Consider the following 20,647-nt stretch of genomic DNA (forward strand, 5'->3'; position numbering starts at 1 on the left):
TATAGTCTCAAGGTTTATTTTACCACTGCAACTATAGGGGTGCAAATGACGGCTATATCTCTACAGTGTTTGTCTATCTTTTAGAAAATCATGCAATTGTGTCCAGTTCAAAGGTTTGCTGCCATAAAACCCTTGAATGACATCTGCATTCAAAGCCTTTATTAAGAAGAGCTGTTTTTGTGTTTCCACCCCTTCTGCAACTACGTTGAACCCTAAATCGTGGGACAAGTCAATGACGGACTTAATAATCGCCTGCACACGCGAATCATTCTCCATTTTCTGAACAAATGAACGGTCAATTTTCACACGGTTTATCGGTAAAATACGCAAATAATTTAATGAGGAATAACCTGTTCCGAAATCATCAAGCGCAATGGAAATGCCCATTTCTCGAATTTTTTCGAGCGTTTCCAACACTTCTTCTCCACCCTCAATAAAGATGGACTCAGTTATCTCGATTTCGATGAGGCCAGGATCTACATGATATTTATTCAACAACGTTTTCAAGAGATGAATGAAGGATGTTTCCCGTAGTTGAATCGTACTGACATTGATCGCTACAGACGACACATGTGGGTATTCCATATGAATACTCTTAATTTCTCGAATGGCTGTTTCAAGTACCCAATCACCTATCTCCTGAATTTTCCCAGACTCTTCCGCCACGGGAATAAACTCGGCAGGAGAAATCATTCCCCATTCTGGATGTCGCCAACGCAGCAATGCTTCCAGACTTTCGGTTTTGCGTGTTTTTAGGTTGAACTGTGGTTGGTAAACGAGTGAAAGTTGATTGTACTTGATGGCCTCACGTAAACCTTGCTCCATCATATGCTGTTTTTCGAATGCTTCCTTCATTTCATAATTGAAATAGAGGACTCTGTTTCTTCCTACTGCTTTTGCTTTATAAAGTGCGGTATCTGCATTGATTAGTAATTGCTCACATGATTGAGCATCCATGGGATAAAGTGAAACTCCTATGGAAGAAGTCACAAAAAATGCTTGTTCGTTCAAATAAAATGCTTTTGCGAATGAAGTATGTATTGAAGTTAGGGTTGCTCGAACTCCCGGGAATTTGTCTTTTTTGGAATGTAGCAAGACAATGAATTCATCCCCACTGAAGCGACCAAAGCAGCTGTTTTCTGGCAATAAGTCTTTTATCCGATGTGCTACTTGTACTAATAGCGAATCCCCGTAAGCATGTCCTTTCGAATCATTGATTTGTTTAAAATGATCAAGGTCAATAAATGCCACAGTTATCATTTGATCGGAATCGGTTAATTCTTCGATCCATCCGGCAAGTTCACGTTCAATCGAAAAACGGTTTGGCAAGTTCGTTAATGAGTCAAATCTTGCCTGATAGTCAATTTCTTGTACTTGTTGGTTTAGCAAATTGCCCATCTGCTCGATAGATTGTGCAATTTCACCAATTTCGTCCTTACTTTTGATTCCCATCTTAGCGACTAAATTACCTCGTTCCATTTGACGGACATGCTTCACAATGGTCGGTAAGTCTTTTAACATGGAGCGAAGCAACCAGGATAAGGTGATTAAAATAAGAATTGCTGCGATGATCCATGATATACCGATGATTTGCCCAAAAACTGCAAGTGGTTGGGTAACTGTTTTTTCGGGTGCATAACTAATCATTTGCCACCCAGTACTATCAATTTTTTGTGTTTCCACATAAAAGTTTCCTTTTGATGTTTTAACTAACTCAAATACATTTTCAGCGAGTGCAATGTTTTCGAATTCACTATTAATGTTGTCAGAGTCAAATAATGTTTGCCCTGTCTCCGTCAATAAAATATGCTTGTTTTCCTTTGTTTCATATGGTCCTATCAATTTAGGAATCGTATCCAGGTGCATGTCCAAACCAAAATAACCGAGACGTCTGCCCTCTGATTCGACTGGATAAATGACACTCACGGTTAATTCCTTAGTTGTGTAATCGACATAAATATCTGAGTATGATAAGCCTTCTGCTTCATTCGCTTTTTTAATCCACGGTCGTTTATGTATATCATAAGCGGCATCGGTAACGTATCCATTATCTGCAATTAAAAAATTCGGCTCAAGAAAGGCCATCCATACTAAACCAACACCATCTGTATTTTCTTGTACTCTTGTCATAAGCTGATTTGCTTGTTGATATGTATTTGACTCCTCTACATTTTCCCGTTCAACTGAAGATTCCATAAGTTCCCGTACATCTTCAAGTTCTCCAAGTTGTTTTGTAATTTCACTTTTACTACTTAACAACGTGTAGATTTGCTGAACCACCAATTCGTTTTCAAGGGCCAATTCTTCTTCCATTTGTGATTCAAATAAGTTTTTTGAATAATTGTATGAAAAAGAAGCCATCACAATGAGGATTGGGATGACAATTGCACTCATGGCAAATAACACTTTCCCACGAAATCCAAGTCTTTTCCAAAATCGACTTTTCTTCATCCAATCCCCTCCCCTATTTAAGTGAAGTACCTAGCAATTAATAATGTTATAATTCGCTTCATTCGAGTGAATTCCTCCTCAATCGACAAATAAATCAATTTTACAGGCTATGTTCAACACTGTTGCTTTTATCCGTTTATACTAGCCATTCGTTCCGCTTGAGGCATCCTGGCGCAAATCATTTTTTAACATCTACTGCATTTATACAAATCATAATTTTTACTGCTGTTAAATGATGCTGATGTTTATCGCCATTCGCGCTAGCCGCATGGGCCAACAATTAAACAAATCACATATTTGTTAGTCTCACACGTGGGCCAACATGAAGTAGGTCATGAAGGTGTTGCCACAAAATTTCTCGCATTGCATTTTGCAACGAGTAACCGGAGACGCAGGACAAGGCGTTTTTAACCTTCGTTCCCTGGAATGCAGGCGCAAATGCACTCTTTATTTAGCTAAATAAATAAAAAAAGAAAGCCCAAATCTTTCTGGGCTTTCTCATTTACTGATTAAGATTAATTTGTTTCGATTAAACCATACTTACCGTCTCTACGCTTGTAGACGATATTTGTTCCATTAGATTCTGCATCAGTGAAAACGTAAAAATTATGTCCAAGCATATCCATTTGAAGAACCGCTTCTTCCTGATCCATTGGTTTCAATTCAAATTGTTTTGTACGGACGATGTGTAATTCTTCTTCACTCTCGTCCTGATATGCCGCTTGCTCAGGAGAAACAACGTTTGCGAAGTATGCACCTACTCCTTCACGTTCACGGAACTTACGGTTTACTTTCGTTTTATATTTACGAATTTGACGCTCAAGTTTATCGACGATTAAATCGACCGCTGCATACATATCATTGTGACGTTCTTCAGCTCGAAGCGTTAAACTCTTCAAAGGAATTGTTACTTCCACTTTCGTTTGACTGTCGTTATACACTTTTAAATTGACATTTGCGTTCGCTTGGAGATCTTCGTTGAAATAGCGCTCTACCTTATTGATCTTGCTTTCAACGTGCTCACGAATCGCAGGAGTTACCTCGACGTTTTCACCACGGATATTAAAATTTAACATGTAAACTCCTCCTTTAATTAAGGCTATGTAAACCTTATTCTACATATCCCCTATAAACTCCTGCTACAAACCAAAAACTTTTCTGGATTTTGTCGAATAAATGCCTTTTTCTGTCGCATCATGCTCGAATCAATGTAATTGCATCTACTGATTCAGCCCCCGCTTTTTTCAAAACAAATGCGGCATGATGCAGTGTGGTGCCTGTTGTATATAAATCGTCGACCAATATAATGTGTTGATTTTGAACACTCTTGGACACGGAAAAAATTAATTCGGAGGACATCCGATCTTTTCTTGTTTTTCCGACTTGTGAACGATTTACAGTTTTGTCCAACACATGCGTATAAGGAACATGTGCAGCCATGAGCAATTGATCCACTTGTGAAAAGGTTCTTTCCTGTAACTTTTCCGGATGTAGAGGAATAGGGACTATCAACTTCTGAACATTTCTTAACGGTTTGAAATCTTCAGCAAAAATCGTTGCCAGCTCCACGTCCAACTGGAATTTATATTGTTGAAACACATGCTTCATCCAGTCATTGTAAGTGTATATGGATCTAACGGTATCAAGTGCACCTTCATATATTGTCCCCGACCATTCATTTTCAATCTGATTATTTTGTACTTTTTCAAATTTTGCTCTGCAACCATGACAGAGAACATCCGATTGTTTGAAGAAGAATAGTTTTTGCCAAGAAGCACTTTCTAAAAATAGTGTTGAACAGAGTAAACACGTCATCTCCTGAATCCACCCTGCTTATTGTGAGCTTCTATAGTAGCCTTGGCTGTATCCATGGCAAACGAAATTCCATGATGAAAAAACACCAGATCTCCATCAGGATAATCTATCGCTCGACCGACACGCCCGCCTATTTGGATTAATGCACTGCTCGTAAAAATCGTCTCATCAGCACCCACTACTGCTACTTGAACATTAGGAATCGTGATTCCTCGCTCCAAAATGGTCGTTGTCAGCAAGCCACAAACTTTTTTCTGACGCAATTTAATGACCTTATCTTTTCTATCACGGTCTTCTGCATGGACTGACAAAATTTCCGGGTGCAACAGCTGAAATAAGGGCAAAGCTTTTTCCATGAGTTCAATTGTAGGGAAGAAAATTAAAAAAGGTCGGGAGTGGTTCAAGCAATTTAAAGTCCACATCTTTAATTTTTGGGGAAGTTTACCTTTTTTAATGTGCTTATGATAATTCCACAACCCGACAAAACGTGGTATCGGTAGAGGAAAACCATGAAACCTTACAGATATGACCGATTTATTAACAGCTTGTCTTAAAAGTTCATCAGATGGTGTAGCTGTAATAGTATGAACAACAGCTTCTTTCTTTTTCGCTTTTTGCACTGCATATTGCAGAGATTTATCCACTGTATATGGGAAAGCATCCGCTTCATCGACAAACACGACATCAAAAGCTTCTTCAAATCTGTACAGTTGATGTGTTGTTGCGATGATGAGCTGTGCGTAGTCCGTGTAACCCGGAGAGCCACCATATAAAGCATGAATAACTGTTTGCGGAAAAACTTGCTGGAATCTCGGCGCAAGCTCCAGTACAACATCTGTCCTTGGAGTAGCCACACATACACGTTGTCCCCGCTCAAGCAAATCAAATACAGCAGGAAACAATAATTCCGTTTTTCCAGCCCCGCATACGGCATGAACTAAATGACTTTGATTTCGACGAACGCTGGCTAGTAATTCATTTGAAGCTCGTTCTTGTTGAGATGTCAATGTGCCAGACCATGAAAACCGATGTGACTGGATTTGTTCAATCACAGGTCCAGTCCATGTTATCAACTCCGTGCAACTGCTCACTCTGCCCATACGAATGCAATGCCTGCAATAAAGGCAAACACCTTTACATTTTGCACAGTGGAAAGAGGTCAATTGGTTAAATCCGCAACGACGACATTGGTGTTGATTGGTTTTTAGTAATGGTGAAAAATGAGTTGATGAAATGCCTTGATGAGGGGTAATAAATCCTTTTTCAATTAAATCTTCTATGTCGGATAAAGGAAATGGGGTTTGTTCCTTCAACCATAATCGGCCACTTAAAAATGTTTGTATCTCTTTCATGAGCATCCCTCCTATACGGATATCTCATTCCTATCATTTAATCATAATCCCCAATTGTGGAACTCGCCAATTTAAGATGGACATATTGGTGTATGGAGAGGGAAAATTTTTAACAAAGAAGTTGATATTATGAAGAAGTGTATTTGCACCTTACATGCCGCAAGAGCTTGAAGCGTGCGTTAAGCGGATTTTATACTTGTTAGCTCTGGCGGATCTTGAAGATAGCTCAAATACGTTGATTTACAGTTTAATGTAACCTGAGCCTAAATAATAAGAACCTCGCACTTATGCGAGGTTCTCATCTTCTTTATTCCGCTACATCACCGATGAAGTAGACACTGCTGACACGCCAGTTTCCATCCTCTTTGGCAAAAACGGTTACTTGTCGACCTGTTCGGTCAAGTTTAGCACCTGTTGACTCCTGTTCAAGCGAGATCGCAAGTGAAGCAAAGACCTGAGCTTGGCTCTTGTCATACTTAATGACCGTCACATCTTCAGCTGTCCGTTTAACTTTATATTCTTTAAACGTTTTTTTAATCATCTCTTCTTCTTCCTTGTAATCAAACCCTTCAGGTTCTTTAGCGATGACAGACATATACGTCTCAAAGTCTTCGTTATTAAAAGAAGTCATATAGGTATCAAACGCAGACAATATTGCCTTCTTTTCATCTACTGGCACATCTTGTGCCTCTTCAATATCAGAACCCGACATCTCAAAGCCAACATCAGATTGTTCCTGATCCTGATTCTTCACACCATGTTCCAATGCATTATTTTCACTTGAAGTTTCCCCATCGGAAACGGAACCTGCACCGCCTCGGTCTTCTTCACTTGCACAAGCAGACAGTAATATTGAAATTAGCGCTAACACCATCATATATTTGAATTTCATTATAATTCGTCCCTCCTACTCGGCTATTTTGTCATAAAATGATTGCCCTTACAATAATTATAGCCGCAATCAGAATAGAGACGACACACATCATGTGAAAGTTTCGTGTATTAAAGCGTAGGATTGTTGGATGGCTTTGGATTATAGTGGACTATTTCCATTTTGTGCAACCTGGAAGGCTAAACTGTCAACCTGAACAGAATGACCTCGTAAATCATCTGTTCCTTTTTTATCAAATGCATGGCTTCTACTCCTGAAAGAATGGATGTACTGTGTCAAAAGATTTGAACCCCAACATTAGGAGGACTCTCTTCTTAATGAAATGATGATCCTGTTCCACGATGTTGTTCAGATAGTTTACTTGTCATGTTTAGATACTTTCCGACATTTTCATCTACTTTTATTACACGATTTCTGGCAACATAAGAAAAAGCCAAGGCTTTTTTCAAGAAGCGCTTGGCTGATTTGGTATCTCTCGTTTACTAAGGAAAAAGTCAATGGTATTTCCATTTGAACCGACTGCAATATATTTTTGTTATTCTATACAGATCGCACACCTTATGTAGAATAATAGTATCAGTATGTTCAAGAGTTAGAGATTCATTGCAATTGTTTTAAAGTTTTTGTACTAGAACCTCCTAAAGCAGTAAGGCTACTTTCTTTAAGTGGAATCCTTGATTTGTAATAAAGTGCAGACATCACTAGTGCTTAATATGGCCCTGTTGTCACAAAGTTTCCCCCACACTAATAACGATGTTATAACACTACTAAAAAGCTTTATTACTCCATAGTAGAAATGCTGTTCCAAATTTTTTGGATTAGATTAATAAAAGTTTGAATTGTTACTACTTTTTCTTTTTCCTTCAACGTAATGATAGAGGTTTTTACTTTTACCTTGTTCTCATTAACTAGGATCGGAACTAAATCACCATTGCTAATTTCTTTTTTTATGCTGACACTGATTCCCAACCCTAGCCCGACATTATTTAATACGGCCTTTTTGATCCCATCTAAACTTCTAAATTCTATTACGTTTTGTGATGAAAGTTTTGCTTGCCTCAAATATTTTTTCATCATCATTTCAAAATATCCTTCAGCTTGATATTTAATTATAGGAAATTTCGTCAGTAATTGGTCTTCCGGGTAGCTAGCATACAAATCTTTAGAAACCACTAGAACCATGTCTTCCTCTGCAATCACGATGTTTGTAATTTCATTTTTACATAGCTCGCCCGAAATAATCCCTATATCGTATTTGTTTGATTCTACCCCTTTTATAACTTCATCCCTTTTACAGGAAATCAACTTAATCTGTATATGGGGAAATAGCTTCAAGTGCTCAGAAATGACATAAGGAAAAAAATTCGAACAATAGCTTTCACCAGCGGCAATCGTTATAATTTCATACGAACTTGAAAGTTCAGAGAATGATGATTCAATCTCATCTACTATGGAAAAGAGCTGATCCGTATATGTTTTAAGGATTTCACCTTCAGGCGTCAAAAAGGTCTTCTTTCCTACCCGTAAAAATAGCTCCTTTTTCAATTCTTGTTCGAGTGTCTGAATTTGTGCACTTACAGCTGGTTGAGTGAAGTTTAACTGTTGCGCAGCCTTTGTAAAATTTAAGTACTCTGCTACAAATTTGAAAGTTTTCAAGTGTCTTAATTCCATAATAGCTACTCTCCATCGCTCTTGCGTGAACGTCTTTTTTAAAAATTTCTTTAATCACAACACTACTGCCTGTAGGCAATCCCCCATCACCTAATCCAAGAATAAAGCGCATCGCTAAAATCGCAACAAATGCCCCAACCATACCTAGTTAAAAATGAAAATAAAGATATAATGAATGTGGCGATTACAATCACTTTTCTCGAGCCAAACTTGTCTGAGAACCACCCTGCAAAAAGTGACATACATCCACTACTTAACCAAAAGCTGCTAATCACCATTCCACTCTGTGTTTGAGATAAATTCAATTCTTTATTAGTCGGGGAATGATAGCAATATTCATACAAACAACGTCAAAGAATCAACAATCCATCCTAAGAATAGTAATGAAAAATAAAATAACGTTTCCCATTGCTCAATTGTACTTTTTCCATAGTTGTCCCACTTAATTATTTTCTAAAAAATTCACTTACCCCATAAAAGATTTTGCATTTCTTTTTTCGGTCTATTTAAGGATTTGTCCTTAATTATAGCATATCTTTTAAATTTGACCACAATATTCCGAAAAAACACAAAACTTAATTATAGAATTCTATTAACCATTTTTTTTCTGTTACACTATATATAGACGGGAGCGAAGAACATTGAGTATATTACTTGGTTTACTTGGACCCAGCGATTCTATCGAAGTAGTTCAACAATATTTGAAGAAATACAACGACATAACTTGTATTCCAATAGAGTGCTTAACCGAGGAAGATTTAGATAAACGTGTTTTACCACGTAAAAATGATATAACCATGTGGCTGTGTACTGGGCCAATTACATATAAAATTGTTCAAAATTGGGGGAAATTAACCGATCCTATTATCTACATTGACTCCAAAGGTTCTGCTATGTACAGTTTATTGCTGTATATAGCTCATGAGCATAATTTGAAAGTTGACGAAATAAGCTACGATTTTCGCCCGCGTGATGAGATTGAACGAGTCTTACAAGAAGTTGGTATAAAAACAAAAATACAATTTGTTGTACCGGAAATGTTAGAATTACAGGAATTAATCGACTTTCACTATCGATGCTATATTAACGGATATACTAAAGCGGCTGTTACAGGTCATCCAATTCTTCAACAATTAAAAAAGCTTGGCGTTCCTGCCTATCGACTCATTCAAACAGAGATTTCAGTTGAATCTGCTGTAAATGAAATTCGCAGAATGTATGAAATGCTTCATTTTAAACGAGCTCAAATTGCTGTGCAAATTATTGAATATGATGCTGCTTTTGCTGGCTTGGCAAATACAGCATTTACAACTCATAAACTTCATGAAATTGAACTCGAATTTATGAATAAATTGCGTACATATTCAAATAAGATTCAAGGATCCTATCTTTCTATTGGTCCAGGTCGATATATGATCTTTTCAACAAGAGGTTTTTTGCAAGAGATCACCAACGACTTCACACATATAGCAGAGATTGATACATTTAGGGGATTAAAGGAAGAAGTGGAGACTTGCGGAATTGGTATTGGTCATTCAGCATATGAAGCTGAAATCAATGCATGGAACGCTTTATTACAAAGTAGAAAATGGGGAAAAGGTTCATGGGCAGTTTGCTTTGATGATAAGAGAATTGCAGGCCCACTTGGTCAAGAAGAACAACTAACTTATTCTTACATATCAGAAGAAATGAAATCTATTAGAGAAAAAACATCTCTCAGTGTAGCTACGCTTCATAAATTGAAATCGATTATAAAAAAACGTTTAAACGAAGAAATGAGTGCTAATGATCTCGCACAATATATGCAAATTACAACACGTAGTGCTAGACGCATATTAAGTGAGTTAGAGGTAAATGGACTTGCTCAAGTTATAGCTGAGGAAAATCCACGTACAAAAGGTCGTCCAAGGAAAGTTTATAAATTATTATTATAAAGGGGCTATTTGGAACACATACTGATTGAATTTCAAATAAAATCTTGTGACGATGAAAACTATATACACAATTTACGTAATTGAAATTGTTACAATAAATCTATTACACCAAAAGTACTGAAAATCTTGGTTAATCATGTCACTTGTAATAATAACTGAACAGTTACTATTCATTATCATTATTCCGACCACTAAAATAAATAAAAAAGACAGCGCCCTATTCTGGACCGGGTTCGGTTGACGGGGAGAAAACTAAAAAAAGAACACTTTTTATCAATTTAATTAGTAATATAAATAACATGCTAATTGGTATTAAATAATAAGTTCGTAATATAGTACACTATTAAAAATAAAAATGGTTGACTATAGTCAAATGTATAATGAGGCTTACGTAAAACATGCAGTGCTAATAAAGCTATTAAAGAACTTTAAAAAAAACAATAAAAATAGCCTATCCATCATTTATAGATGGATAGGCTATTAAACTTATTACAATCCATAAGCCTTAATGACTTCTTGAGAAATCTTGTTTCCTTGATGATCCCAAGCAGCTGCTCGTAATGACATTCTTCGGATTGTTGATCTTGGCTACCCACTTGTTATCGGTTGTACGCTCTAGTTCCACAGTCTCCCACGACTCACCTTCATTAAAAGAAACCTCTAATGTCGCTCCTTCTAGCTTACCGTAATCTGCTACACCTTCAAGTTTTGCAACAGATAGTTCGAGTGGAGTGGAAGGTGCCGCAAGTGCGTTACCGTTCATATCGGTCTCAACCTTATATTCAGTGAATAGAATGGGAGTAAAGTTTGGCCTATTTGAGACCAGAATGTCCATTTTATATGCGTACTTAATGATTTTTTCCAGCGATTCGGGTCTCGCTTCGCATCACTTACTAGACGGTATTGTGTTTTTTCTTCTGGGACTGGTTTATATAAAATAGTTTGCCCTTTTCCTTCTATAAGAAGAGTATTTCCTTGGTACAATTTAAGTGTTTGAAATTTTTTACGGATTCCGCAGATGTGACCTGACCTGTAGAGCCATTTCCTGAATCTGCCCAAGCAGGAATATCAAATTGTAAATTGTTCCCTTGGCGGTTAGGTGTCCAATAGCCTTGACACAAACGCGGACGAACTATTGTAGAAACCAGTCTTCCTGAAGTTTTTGTCCTTTTTCATAAGTAACAAAAGGCTGGAGAACTTGCCATGAACGGTATGGAAATCCTACTACTCTGCCTTCGTGAGACCAGCTTGTATCTTTCACTGCTGAAACCCACTCTGTTCGTTCAGAAGGCAACTGCAGTAAGCTTGAATGCGCTATACCCCAAGCGTCATTTTGATACGGACGTAAATCATAACGGACATCTTCAGCAACTGTACCACTATCTGATTTGTAACTCGTGTCGATCTTAACGAGTTCATTGTTAGATGGTTTATATTTTAAATTCTCTGGAATCTGGCCTTGGTGAACATCCACCAAATCATATACATATGGTGAATATGGTACACCTTCAACAAGCAGGTGCAGGTTACCGGAACGTGCTGCTGCAATCACTTTATCGCCTTTACTCTTACTGATTCCAGTAACGGTAAGTGGGATGTTCGTGCCTCTTGGATTTCCTGGTTCATTTGAAATCATCGGCATGAATTCCGTATCTTCATAGTTTACGATAATCATCAGTTTTGCACCAGCGTCAAGTGCCGTTTTGGCCTGTGCTTTGCTCTCAGGCAAATACTCAGAAGGCTTAAGTTTCGTGCTACGATCAACGACAACTACTTTGCCATTTACGTCCAGACCCTCATAGTCAGCTGGTGTTCCTTTTCCTACATAAACCGTCTCTAAGTTATATTTACCTTCAAGAGGTGTAGTTCCATACTCCAGAATATCATCTAACACTGTTTCTTTAAACTGGATCTCAAGTTGAGGTTTTATTAAATGCCAGCGAGTCAGAAATTCGAATTCTCCTGTCTTAACTTCCTCTGTTGGGACAGCATATATTTTATTAACGTTAAAACCAACCATATACGCAGCGGTCACTTCATTGTCACCAATGGTACGGTGGTATTGAACGCGACGAAATTTTGATTCTGTCTTCTTCGGTACTTCAGCTGAAATTTCTTTTGCATTTCGTGCATCAAGTTCCACGGTTTGAGGACCGTCTACCTTGAATTCAGGATTACCGACTAATACTTGACTAACATCATCGGTACCACCGCCAACTGCTAGGAAAGCCATGGCTGAATACGTACCAGGTGCTACACGAATTGTTTTTGTTCCGTATATATCAATAAATGTAGGTTTCATGTTTTCGCCAACGATTCCGACTCTCGCAACTTTTTGCTCTCCATTAAAGTCCTTAGTGTTAAACGTTAGCGGATACTTCTCATCTTCTTTCTCAATGCCCATTGAAGTATGAGCCACTTGCTTGCCTTCAGAATCAGTTGCTGTTAGGTGCCCCTCATAACGACCCCAGTTACCAAGCTTCGGATCTACTGAAACTGTTATTGTCTTTGTCCCATTAGCTGGAACCGTGATCTTGCTCTCAGAAATGGTTAACATACCATTTGGTACAGCATCACCTTTTGTATTCTTAAATTCTGCTTGAAGATCTAGAGTGACAGCGGAGTCACTGTCGTTTGTATACGTGACTGTTTTTTGTATAGGCTGCGCATGATCGTATGGCCACTGAATGAAGCCGAACGACAGGGAACCCGTTGCACGAACAGTGCTGTTTAGAGCTGCAGGTACATCCAATCGGCCCGTACCGATATGATAAGGCGAGTAATCTAATCTTTTAGAGGTATTCATCAACGCTTCTTTTAGCTGAGTGCCATTCCACTCAGGATGCTTCTGCAGAAGGATCGCAGCAGCACCCGCCACATGTGGGGTTGCCATGGATGTACCAGTCATAGTCAGGTAAGATCCTTTTCCTAGTCTTGATAGTGCAGATCGAGCAGCAACAATCCCAGTACCTGGTGCAGACAGGTCAGGTTTCAATCCCCCATCTCCTAGACGAGGTCCTCTTGATGAGTAAGGAGCAATTTTGTCTGCCTTATCCACAGCACCAATCGTTAAAGCAGCATCTGCAGCTCCTGGTGAACCGATGGATCCTTCAGAACCATCGTTACCGGCAGCAATAACAAATAGTGCACCTGTTTCTTCACTTAGTCTATTTACGGCTTGAGACATCGGGTCTCTTCCGTCACTATGCCCGCCTCCCAAACTCATGCTTACAATCTTGGCGTTGTGTGCAGCCCATTCCATACCGTCAATAATCGATGAATCGAAACCGCGTCCTGCGTTGTCTAACACTTTACCTACAAGCAAACGTGCTTCAGGAGCAACTCCTTTGTGCTTGCCATCAGAAGCAGCACCTGTCCCTAATACCGTTGAAGCAACGTGTGTACCATGCCCATGACCATCTTCAACCGTTTCTCCAGGTACAAAGCTTTTTGCCTCGGCTATTTGATTTACAAGATCGGGATGATTAGGATCGATTCCTGTATCAAGTACCGCTACCTTAACCCCCTTACCTGTAAAACCAGATTCCCAAGCCGTTGGGGCACCGATCTGAGGTACGCTTTGGTCTAATGTGGCTTCCACACGACCATCAAGCCAGATCTTTTCAATGCCATGGTCAAAGTTAGGTTTGGCTTTCTGGGAAGCCTCAGGTGTGATATCATTCCAGAACGTCTCCGCTTCTTTTTTAGATGTTGCAAGAGCGGCACCATTAATACTTTCTAACACACGAACCTTTTTTGCTCCTTTTGGATCGGCCTTCTTTGTTTGGACTGCGCTCGATGTGGACTCTGTGTATTCCTTCTTTGTTTGGACACCGCTCGCTGTTTGGACGGAGCTCGCTGTGGACTCTGTGTATTCTACGATAACTGGCAGGGAAGAGAGACTTTTATCATCATAGCCGTCCTCTATTAATTGCGTTACATTAAACAAATCCTGGTCCAGTTTGTCAGCAGCCAGATAAGGTATAGCTGAATCTGGTATGACATACGAATCTTCACCAATTGTATACATTTGTACGCCTACGTTCGGATCGGCAGGTTCCACGTCTATGACGCTTTTACCGTTTTCAATCTTTTTGATTGTGACGATGTCACCCGTAATTAGGGTAATGGTTTGCTCGTCGGAACCACTAAAATGTAACTTGTCACTCTCTAAATTAGGAATACTCTCTGCTATTGCTTCTGCGGAAGCTACCGATTGAATAGGTGAGATTATTAAGCTCGCTGAAAACGCCATAGCAGTTGTTTTTTTAATTAATGAATTAATTTTCATAAGATCCCCGCTTTCTAATTTTGATAAACTTTTCAGAATACTAATAATCAACTGTTCCTTTCTTAAAATTTGGAATTCCCCATAATGATCATGCCTCTTTTTTAGAGTAATAGAATCAGTATGTCTAAGATTTAGAGATTCATTGACAGTGCTTTGAAGTTCTTGCACCAGAACAATATAAATAATATAAGTTGCTTCAGTTCAAGTTCTTGGCTGCGACAGCTTATATTAAAACTTTAAGATTTTACGAGATTCTTGTAAAATCACGAAACATTATGGTAACCATAACAATATTTTATCGATGTTCAGCACTATACTAATATGCACCAGTCCAAAAAATCTGGTTCTGGTGCAAAGTAAAGAAATGAATGTAGCTGTGTCAAAAGACTTGAACCGTAACATAGGACGGACTCTCCTCTTAATGAATCAGTGATCCTGTTCCACGATGTTGTTCAAGTATTTTATTTGTATTATTTGGAGGGTTTCCTGCATTTTGTTTTCATTTTTCAACTTTGAACGCTCCTGGATAAGCTGATTTTTATCTATTGTTTTTACACGTGGTCTGGCAACAAACGAAAAAGCCAAGGCTTTTTTCAAGAAGCGCTTGGCTGATTTTTCCATTGGATTGTTCCTATTCCCTATTAAAATGATTGATTTTTCATTTTATCCATATCTCTATTGCAGAAATTCGATTAAGCCATTGGCTAATCGTAATCTTCAACCGGATTCATGCTGGGTACAGCGGTGAAACGTATGTGGACAATTTTTTAAAGGATATTGATTTCCCATGTCTATATGTCATCTTTAAAGACATTAATGTTCAAACTTCAGCAAACACAATAGCCCAGTTTGATACATAAATCATTACACCAAAGTTTATATGTATATTAGAAATAAAAGCATTGAAAGGTCTAATCTCACAAAGTTTCACATGAAAATACCATGTCAAATTTTCATTTTGTGCAATCTGGATGGCCATTCTGTCTACCTGGAACACTAAACTACACACCCGACCCATTGGAATCTCACTAAAAATCAAAAAACCCCTCACATTTGTGAGGGGTCCAATTAGTCATTTAGCGTACTTCAACCCAGCCATTTTTAATAGCTGTTACGACGGCTTGTGTACGGTCGTTTACATTCATTTTTTGAAGAATGCTAGAGACGTGATTTTTCACTGTTTTTTCAGAGATGAACAATGTTTCACCGATCATGCGGTTACTTTGGCCATCTGTTAATAATTGAAGAACTTCACATTCACGTTTTGTTAGTAAATGGAAAGGACGTCGAATTTCGGATTGGTGGAACGTTCCTTTATTTTCACGTTCACTTAAACGACGGAATTCCGCCACTAAATTACGTGTTACTTTTGGATGTAAGTAAGATCCACCTGCTGCAACCACTTTAATGGCTTGTACAATTGCGTCAGCATCCATTTCTTTCAACATGTACCCAAGAGCACCTGTTTTCAGAGCGTGCGTAACGTAAGATTCATCGTCGTGGATAGATAACATGATTACTTTGGCTTCTGGATATTTCGCCATTAGCTCACCTGTTGCTTCTACTCCATTTTTACGTGGCATGTTGATATCCATTAATATAACTTCCGGTGCATATTGCTCGTACAAATTTAAAGCGTCGCTTCCATCATCGCCTTCAGCTATTACATCAAATGAATCTTCAAAGTCTAGAATTCGTTTTACCCCTTCACGGAATAATTGGTGATCGTCTATAATTACAATTTTCGTCATCGTCATTTCCTCCTAAATATAAGCAGACCTTATCTCTCTTTTTCCTCAATTAAAGGAATTCGAAACATCATTGTTGTTCCTTTGCCAGGTGAGGATTTCACAACCATTTCACCTTTTAATAGATCGACACGTTCTTGCATTCCAAGTAAACCAAATGAACTATCCCGAACAAGGCGCTGATCAAAACCAATTCCGTTATCTTTCACCGTAACGGCTACTTTGTTCTTATTCCATACAACTTCTACCCAAATTGTTTGGCATTTGCCATGTTTTGTCGCATTCGTCACAGATTCCTGAATCAGGCGAAATAGCGCTACTTCATAATTCGGTAAAAGTCGACGCTGTTCTCCATTTGAATGGAAGTGTATTTTGCACCCCATATTATATTCTTCGATAGTCATTAAGTATTTTTTGAGGGTAGGGACTAAACCTAAATCGTCCAATGCCATTGGTCGCAAGTCATAAATAATTCGTCTTACTTCCGACAGAGCATTTCGTACCATCAATTTTAAACTTGAAATTTCTACTAGTGCCTGATCAACACCTTTTTCACGATAAGTCCGTTCAATCAAATCTGATCGAACTAAAACATTGGCCATCATTTGGGCGGGACCGTCATGTATTTCACGAGATAGCCTTTTTCGTTCTTCTTCTTGTGCTTCAATAATTTTCAAACTGAAATCTTGTTTTAATTTCGCGGTTTCCAATGCTTGTCCAACATTTTTCAAATCCGATGTTAAGTAGTTGGTAACCACGTTGGCCTGTGTAACAAGTTGATCGGCATGCAAAATAGCATCGTTTAATTCATTTAAACGACGTTCCAAATCATCTCTACGTTCCCGTAGTTGGCGATCTTCCGTACGATTAATTGAAAGTTTAATTTGTAAATCGTTTGCTTGTTCATAAGCCTCACGCACTTGTTCTTCCGTAAACGTGTTAAAATGCTTGGATACATCGCCGAGCCGCTTTCTTGAAAGACGGGTATCTTCTTCAAGCAAATCACCTTCTATTAATACATCAGCTAATTTCGAATGGACAATTTCCAATTCTTTTTGCATTTGTAATAAGCTTTGTCGATTTTGTTCGCTTATAATGAAAATATCGTTTTTGGAGCGGTCCATCGTTTCAACCATTTGGCTGAAAATATGATCTAAAGAATTGATATCGACCTTTTTCCCTGACATCGGGTATTCTCCTTTTTCGAGCAACTGTCTGATGAATGCTTAATCATTCATTTCTCTATCTATATAATACGTCATATATGCCTTTATTCCTGCTATGACTGCATTTATTATATCACTATATACACAAAAACATATTAAAATTAGATGACAACTAGATGTCAGCGAGGAGTGGAAAGATTTGAGAAAAGATTATGTCACAGTTAAAGGCTTCGGAGAATCAGAAATTATTATTCAAAAATCCCGATTCCTCACTTACGTAAACCGAGCTGAGACGGAACAACAGGCTCAAGCCTTTATTGATGAAATAAAATCTCAACATAAATCAGCGAATCACAATTGTTCAGCTTACATGATTGGAGAACATGACTCCATTCAAAAAGCAAATGATGACGGGGAACCAAGTGGAACAGCTGGTGTTCCGATGTTGGAAGTTTTAAAGAAACAAGGCTTAAAGGATACTGTCGTTGTCGTAACGCGATACTTTGGCGGTATTAAATTAGGTGGAGGCGGTTTAATTCGTGCGTATGGAAAAGCTACTACCGCAGGAATTCAGGCAGCGCATATTGTCGAACGCCGACTCCACCATTTAATGAAAGTTTCTGTCGATTATACGTGGCTGGGTAAAGTCGAAAATGAAGTGCGTGGGTCCACCTATCCACTCGATCGTATAGATTACGCAGATACTGTTGAAATATTTCTCTACGTGCCTGTATCAACAGAAGAGACATTTGTTGAATGGATAACAGAAATGACGAATGGGCAAGCTAAAATCGCGCAACAATCTTCTAAATTCCTTGAATTTGACACCTAAATTCGGGCCTTTATTCCGTTTATATAGCAAGTAATATTTAACAGATGTAATGATTTTAAAGAAAATGTAAAAAACATTTCCTTTTACGGTATAGGTAAAGCATTGTATAATGAGGAGTGCTGTAGCTAGAGACGAAACAATGACCTAACTTGGGACGTCTTATTGAGTAGTAGGGTCGAACCCTACCCAGAGGAGATTAAAAATGAATCGAAAACAACATAAAACGACAAGAAGCGGTACCTCGAAAAAGTCATTAATACTAAAAATTTCAGCTATGCTTGTTGCGTCCCTCCTGATTAGCTTAACCGCTTACGGAATTTATTTAGCTAAAAAGGCAGAATCAGCTGCAGACAACTCTTATGAAGCAATTCATGATCGCGCAGGCTCAGAATTACGTGAAGAAGCTGTTAAACCCCTTGAAGATAATGTATCCATTCTTTTCATTGGCGTTGATGATAGTGAAGCACGCGGTCAAGGTGAAGGCAACAGCCGTTCAGATGCATTAATGCTTGCAACACTTAATAACAAAGATAAAACCGTAAAATTAGTCAGCATTCCACGTGACTCACTTGTATACATCCCTGAAGTGGGACACAAAGATAAAATAACTCATGCCCTTGCTTATGGCGGCACGAAAGCTTCCATAGAAACTGTTGAAGAATTACTCGATGTACCTGTGGATTATTATGTTCGAATGAACTTTAATGCATTCATCGATGTTGTAGATGCACTAGATGGCATTTATGCACATGTTCCTTATGATCGACTTGAAAAAGATGAAAATGACATATACTCCATACAATTAAAAGAAGGCTATCAGAAATTAGACGGCCGCGAAGCCCTAGCTTTGGCCCGTACCCGTAAACTGGATAATGATATTGAACGTGGCAAACGCCAACAAGAAATATTAAGTGCAATTATGAAGAAAGCATCTTCTGCTTCATCCTTTACAAAGTATGGCGATGTAATTGATGCTGTTGGAGATAACATGAAAACAGATATGACGTTTAGCGAAATGAAATCATTCATTGCCTATATCAAAGATGGTGCTCCTCAAGTTGACACACTGTCGCTTGAAGGTTCAGACGACATGTCGACTGGCGTTTATTACTGGTTATTGGATGAAGAATCATTAAATGAAACGCAAGATGTGCTAAAAAGCCATTTGGGCTTAAATCCTGATGCATCCAGTTACTCCGATAGTGGTTCTGAAACAGACTCAACTGAGTTTGCAAAAGAAGACGATTTAGACAATAATGAATAACTTTAAAATCTCGACACTTCAAACAGTGTCGGGATTTTTTTTGCTTAAAGCGACATCTTTCATCTAATGGCAATTTGTATGTGCTTGAACTAGTCAATATGTTTATCTCTTCCCTATCAAACCATAAAAAAACCTCATGCGAGTTTCGCATGAGGTTAACATCATTTGCCGATCATTCGGACAAAGTTGATTAATGGTTTATAGTTCTTGCCAGCCAAGCCAACTGCTTCTACGAACAATTCGATAGCTACTAACATAACGGCGATTAATAAGATTGCCCCCCACAACGTTGCTTGTGAGAAAATCAAAGCTGCCAGACCAAACATCGATGCCAGTGCATAAATGATAAGAACAGTTTGACTGTGAGTAAATCCTACATTCAATAGGCAGTGATGTAAATGAGATTTATCTGGTGCTGAGAGCGGCTGTTTCAAACGCACGCGTCGCACGATGGCGAAAAATGTATCGGAAATCGGAACACCCAACATAATAATCGGGATAATCAACGAAATCACCGTAACATTTTTGAAACCAAGCAATGCAAGTACACCAATCATATATCCAAGGAACAAAGCCCCTGTATCACCCATGAAAATTTTCGCAGGGTGGAAATTGTAGAATAAGAATCCGGCAGAACTCGCTGCAAGTAGTGCAGCCATTGCAAACACGAACATGTTACCCATCATAAATGCCATTCCTGCAAGTGTGATTAATGCGATTGTGGATACTCCTGCAGCCAATCCATCAAGACCATCAATCAAATTGATTGCATTGGTGATTCCGACAATCCATAAAATCGTTAATGGGATACTGAAGTAACCAAAATCCAATTCCCCACCAAAAGGTAAGTTAATGAAATCAATTTCCAATCCGCCATAAATGACGATTCCTGCCGCAATGAATTGTCCAAGCAATTTTGCTTTTGCCGTTATTTCAAACATATCATCAAGTACACCTGTAATAATGATCATAAAAGCACCTAAAATAATATAAAGTGCAGTTGGATCTTCCGGGTGTAGCACAAAGTAACCAATTAAAAATGAACCAAATATGGCTAATCCACCTAAACGTGGCATTATACGTGCGTGAACTTTTCTATAATTAGGTCGGTCGACGGCGCCCACCTTAAACGCGATTGCCTTCACCACTGGTGTTAGTAGTATCGAAGCGACAAATGCCAAAACCAAAGATAGGTAGAGCATGTCTTTCCTCCTCAAGTTATTACATAATC

General features: G+C 38.5%; 15 protein-coding genes and 3 pseudogenes. 3 read left to right on the top strand and 15 right to left on the bottom strand.

The features are described from left to right. Positions 1 to 60: 60 nt before the first annotated feature. The 9 genes and pseudogenes from HMPREF1210_RS17285 to HMPREF1210_RS18645 form a co-directional block, all read right to left on the bottom strand. Complete coding sequence (locus HMPREF1210_RS17285; RefSeq protein WP_016428060.1) at positions 61 to 2,451, bottom strand: EAL domain-containing protein; 2,391 nt, start codon at positions 2,449 to 2,451, stop codon at positions 61 to 63. Between the two features lie 515 nt (positions 2,452 to 2,966). After that, positions 2,967 to 3,527 (bottom strand): ribosome hibernation-promoting factor, HPF/YfiA family, encoded by a 561-nt coding sequence (gene hpf, locus HMPREF1210_RS07595; protein ID WP_016428061.1) that lies wholly within the window; start codon positions 3,525 to 3,527, stop codon positions 2,967 to 2,969. Between the two features lie 118 nt (positions 3,528 to 3,645). Beyond that, on the bottom strand, positions 3,646 to 4,266 hold the full coding sequence (locus HMPREF1210_RS07600) for a ComF family protein (RefSeq protein WP_016428062.1): 621 nt from the start codon (positions 4,264 to 4,266) through the stop codon (positions 3,646 to 3,648). Then, complete coding sequence (locus HMPREF1210_RS07605) at positions 4,263 to 5,618, bottom strand: DEAD/DEAH box helicase (protein WP_016428063.1); 1,356 nt, start codon at positions 5,616 to 5,618, stop codon at positions 4,263 to 4,265. Before HMPREF1210_RS07605 ends, HMPREF1210_RS07600 begins: the two co-directional genes overlap by 4 nt. Before the next feature lie 307 nt (positions 5,619 to 5,925). Next, positions 5,926 to 6,510 carry a nuclear transport factor 2 family protein gene (locus tag HMPREF1210_RS07610; RefSeq protein ID WP_016428064.1) on the bottom strand — a complete coding sequence of 195 codons (585 nt, stop codon included), beginning with the start codon at positions 6,508 to 6,510 and terminating at the stop codon, positions 5,926 to 5,928. A 141-nt stretch (positions 6,511 to 6,651) separates the two neighbouring features. Then, positions 6,652 to 6,874: pseudogene (locus HMPREF1210_RS18635) on the bottom strand (DDE-type integrase/transposase/recombinase); the annotation flags it as partial. 22 nt (positions 6,875 to 6,896) lie between these two features. Beyond that, positions 6,897 to 7,039, bottom strand: a pseudogene (locus tag HMPREF1210_RS18640) (DDE-type integrase/transposase/recombinase); the annotation flags it as partial. Between the two features lie 251 nt (positions 7,040 to 7,290). Beyond that, the gene (locus HMPREF1210_RS07615; RefSeq protein WP_016428065.1) at positions 7,291 to 8,181 is read right to left on the bottom strand and encodes a LysR family transcriptional regulator; all 891 of its coding nucleotides are present in this window, start codon (positions 8,179 to 8,181) and stop codon (positions 7,291 to 7,293) included. An 86-nt stretch (positions 8,182 to 8,267) separates the two neighbouring features. Further along, positions 8,268 to 8,525 (bottom strand): MFS transporter, encoded by a 258-nt coding sequence (locus HMPREF1210_RS18645; RefSeq protein WP_081637790.1) that lies wholly within the window; start codon positions 8,523 to 8,525, stop codon positions 8,268 to 8,270. A gap of 297 nt (positions 8,526 to 8,822) precedes the next feature. Here HMPREF1210_RS18645 and HMPREF1210_RS07620 point away from each other — a divergent pair, with 297 nt between their 5' ends. After that, the gene (locus HMPREF1210_RS07620; RefSeq protein ID WP_016428066.1) at positions 8,823 to 10,115 is read left to right on the top strand and encodes a hypothetical protein; all 1,293 of its coding nucleotides are present in this window, start codon (positions 8,823 to 8,825) and stop codon (positions 10,113 to 10,115) included. 505 nt (positions 10,116 to 10,620) lie between these two features. Here the strand turns inward: HMPREF1210_RS07620 and HMPREF1210_RS18390 are convergent. The 5 genes and pseudogenes from HMPREF1210_RS18390 to HMPREF1210_RS07645 form a co-directional block, all read right to left on the bottom strand. Beyond that, positions 10,621 to 10,878: a hypothetical protein gene (locus HMPREF1210_RS18390; RefSeq protein WP_016428067.1), complete on the bottom strand. Its 258-nt coding sequence runs from the start codon at positions 10,876 to 10,878 to the stop codon at positions 10,621 to 10,623. A gap of 369 nt (positions 10,879 to 11,247) precedes the next feature. After that, positions 11,248 to 14,406 carry a S8 family serine peptidase gene (locus HMPREF1210_RS07625; protein WP_231391066.1) on the bottom strand — a complete coding sequence of 1,053 codons (3,159 nt, stop codon included), beginning with the start codon at positions 14,404 to 14,406 and terminating at the stop codon, positions 11,248 to 11,250. Positions 14,407 to 14,769: 363 nt separating this feature from the next. Continuing rightward, positions 14,770 to 15,021 (bottom strand): annotated as a pseudogene (locus HMPREF1210_RS18395) (DDE-type integrase/transposase/recombinase); the annotation flags it as partial. Between the two features lie 461 nt (positions 15,022 to 15,482). Then, positions 15,483 to 16,157 carry a response regulator transcription factor gene (locus HMPREF1210_RS07640; RefSeq protein ID WP_016428071.1) on the bottom strand — a complete coding sequence of 225 codons (675 nt, stop codon included), beginning with the start codon at positions 16,155 to 16,157 and terminating at the stop codon, positions 15,483 to 15,485. A gap of 29 nt (positions 16,158 to 16,186) precedes the next feature. Then, entirely contained in the window at positions 16,187 to 17,341 is a 1,155-nt protein-coding gene (locus tag HMPREF1210_RS07645; RefSeq protein ID WP_016428072.1) for a sensor histidine kinase, read from the bottom strand. 178 nt (positions 17,342 to 17,519) lie between these two features. Here HMPREF1210_RS07645 and HMPREF1210_RS07650 point away from each other — a divergent pair, with 178 nt between their 5' ends. Next, positions 17,520 to 18,152, top strand: coding sequence for a YigZ family protein (locus HMPREF1210_RS07650; protein ID WP_016428073.1), 633 nt, complete (start codon positions 17,520 to 17,522; stop codon positions 18,150 to 18,152). A gap of 202 nt (positions 18,153 to 18,354) precedes the next feature. Further along, positions 18,355 to 19,416 (top strand): LCP family protein, encoded by a 1,062-nt coding sequence (locus tag HMPREF1210_RS07655; RefSeq protein WP_016428074.1) that lies wholly within the window; start codon positions 18,355 to 18,357, stop codon positions 19,414 to 19,416. A gap of 161 nt (positions 19,417 to 19,577) precedes the next feature. Here HMPREF1210_RS07655 and HMPREF1210_RS07660 read toward each other — a convergent pair whose 3' ends face one another. After that, positions 19,578 to 20,618 carry a glycosyltransferase family 4 protein gene (locus tag HMPREF1210_RS07660; protein ID WP_016428075.1) on the bottom strand — a complete coding sequence of 347 codons (1,041 nt, stop codon included), beginning with the start codon at positions 20,616 to 20,618 and terminating at the stop codon, positions 19,578 to 19,580. Positions 20,619 to 20,647: the final 29 nt, after the last annotated feature.

It is taken from the genome of Paenisporosarcina sp. HGH0030, from assembly GCF_000411295.1.
GTDB lineage: Bacteria > Bacillota > Bacilli > Bacillales_A > Planococcaceae > Paenisporosarcina.